2 protein-coding genes are annotated in these 2580 nt (G+C 41.6%); both read left to right on the top strand.

Translation table 11 applies throughout. The features are described from left to right. The first annotated feature begins 349 nt into the window (after positions 1-349). Positions 350-1366, top strand: coding sequence for a glycosyltransferase (locus Q0991_RS06765; protein WP_299486678.1), 1017 nt, complete (start codon positions 350-352; stop codon positions 1364-1366). Between the two features lie 5 nt (positions 1367-1371). Continuing rightward, positions 1372-2448 carry a Gfo/Idh/MocA family oxidoreductase gene (locus Q0991_RS06760; protein WP_299486676.1) on the top strand — a complete coding sequence of 359 codons (1077 nt, stop codon included), beginning with the start codon at positions 1372-1374 and terminating at the stop codon, positions 2446-2448. Positions 2449-2580: the final 132 nt, after the last annotated feature.

Raw genomic sequence — 2580 nt, 5'->3', positions numbered from 1 at the left:
ATTGATTGAGTATCCCTGATCGCCATACCCAAGATCTCAAAATGTCTGAATGTCGCTCAACTGTGGACTAGATCTGTAACCCTGAAATGAACAGTGCCGAATTATGGGTAAATTATCAAAGCAAGGCAGTGAAATTGACTGTCCCTTCTTTTTCAGCTATTCATATTAGGTTTATTAGCCAATATTTCAGACTAATTGGATAAAAACCCGAAATGAGTTGTCTACTCAGAGCTGACACCTTTCTTTTTTTCGTTCACCCAGCTCAGGTCCTATTTTTGCGACACAACACATTTGAGTTACAATATTCCCAAAGTTTATTACATAAAAGCTACAATACTTCAAGTAAATTGTGAGTAACGTTTTTGTTGTTGTAATTGGCCGCAATGAAGGAGAACGGCTCACTAACTGTTTAGACTCGTTGCTTTTTCAGCTTATTGATAGTCATCGTATAGTATACGTTGACTCAGGATCCTGCGATCTAAGTTGTGAGATTGCTTATGGGAAAGGAGTTCAAGTCATCGAACTGGATGCATCTATTCCTTTTACTGCAGCCCGCGCTCGCAATGCAGGCTGGCGTTGGCTGCATGACGCCTATCCTGATATAGAATATGTGCAGTTTGTGGATGGTGATTGCGAATTAGCAGATAAATGGATCGCAATATCTGTAAACTTTCTTGAGAATAATGAACGCTTTGGAGTAGTTTGTGGTCGGAGGCGAGAAAAACATCCGGATGCTTCGCATTACAACCGTTTAGCAGATATGGAATGGAATACTCCCATTGGAGAAACCATGGCCTGTGGGGGAGATGCCTTAATTCGTTTTGAGGCGCTTCGATCCGTTGAGGGATATAACTCAAACCTCATTTGCGGAGAAGAGCCAGAAATGTGCATTCGCATGAGGCGCAAAGGTTGGCTCATTCAGCGTATTGATGCTGAAATGACCCACCACGATTTAGATATGCACCACTTTGGACAGTGGTGGAAGCGCTCAATACGTGGTGGCTGGGCAATAGCAGAGGGAGCTACCATGTATGGTTCATCTCCTGAGCGGTATATGGTACGAGAGCAGATAAGTGGCTGGCTTTGGGGACTTATAGTGCCTCTAATATCGATTGGTTTAACTTGGTTTACTAAGGGATGGAGTTTATTGTTCTTGACTGTATATTTGTTCCTAGGTTTGCGCATTTATCTCTATCGCCATCATCAAAGGCAAGATTTTACCTCCCATTCCTGCATATATGCCATATTTTGTACTTTTTCTAAGTTTCCCCAGGTTTTAGGGCAGCTATCTTACTGGAAAACCTATTGGCGAGGTGAGACCTCTACAATCATTGAATATAAACATCCCTCAAGAAAAGGAGTTTAAGCTATATGCCAGACCCATTACGGGCAGCAGTAATTGGTACAGGAGTAATTTCTAAAGAGCATCTTGCTTTTTTACAAACCTCAGTTCAAGCTAATTTAGTTGGCGTTTGTGATTTGTCTCGTGTTGCTGCTCAGTATGCTTCTCAACGATTTCAAGCTGAAGCAGCTTATACTAATTATAAACAGATGTTAGCTGAGGCAAGACCAGATATCGTTCATGTTCTAACACCTCCTAACACCCATTTTTCGATCGTAACAGATTGCCTTAAAGCTGGAGCCCACGTTATATGTGAAAAACCGATAACACCTACCTATGAAGAGTTTAAGGTACTAGGGGAACTTGCAAGGGCCTATGATCTCCATCTTATTGAAGACTATAACTATCTTTTTAACGAGCCAATCTTGACCATCAACGAAATAGTTGCAGCAGGAAAATTGGGACAAATTCAAGACATTGAGGTTAGAATGGCGCTTGATGTGAGAAGTGGCGGTCGATTTGCTGACAAAAACCTGCCAAACCCAGTTCACCATCTCCCAGCAGGAGTTGTCCACGATGTTATAACCCATTTGTGCTATCTCACTCTTCAGTATTTACCCAGCATTGAGCAAATTACTTCTGCTTGGAACAATCATGGAGGTGGGAATTTATTTAAATACGATGACTTAGATGCCTTAATTATTGGTCAATCGGTACATGCCCGGATTCGCTTTAGTAGTTATACTCGACCAGAGTGTTTTGAAGTTAAGATCAGAGGCAAAGAAGGCTATGCTGAAACTGACTTATTTCACCCCTATGTTCGGACCGTCTTACCTCGTGTAGTAGGCAAACAACTTTCACCTTTGGTCAATCACTTTGAGAGTGGTAAAACATTTCTTGGAGCTAGTATCAACAACTTTTGGAACAAAATTATGCAAAAGACACCTTATGAGGGTTTAAATCTTTTCTTAACGAAAACCTATGAAGCCTTAGCAGCTAATACTCCGCTTCCAGTAAACTTCGAAACTATGGATAGGGTTAACTATACAATTGACGCACTGTTGCAGGAAACAAACCGTATTGGGGAAATTGTCAGATGTGAGTAGTCAAAATTGAGGAATTCGCACCCGTCTGATAGGCTGATTGCTTACCCTAAGCTAAACCCCGTCTACTTTCCATGGATTGTCCTCACTGCCATTCAAAACGAGTCTCATTTCTTCAGCGTAAAACGAACCTCG

The sequence above is a fragment of the Acaryochloris sp. IP29b_bin.137 genome (genome assembly GCF_028285745.1).
GTDB lineage: Bacteria > Cyanobacteriota > Cyanobacteriia > Thermosynechococcales > Thermosynechococcaceae > Acaryochloris.
This window is presented reverse-complemented; position numbering and strand designations above follow the sequence as displayed.

Coding starts and splice junctions, on each gene's coding strand:
- Q0991_RS06760 (WP_299486676.1), top strand. CDS start 1,372: ATGCCAGACCCATTACGGGCAGCAGTAATTGGTACAGGAGTAATTTCT.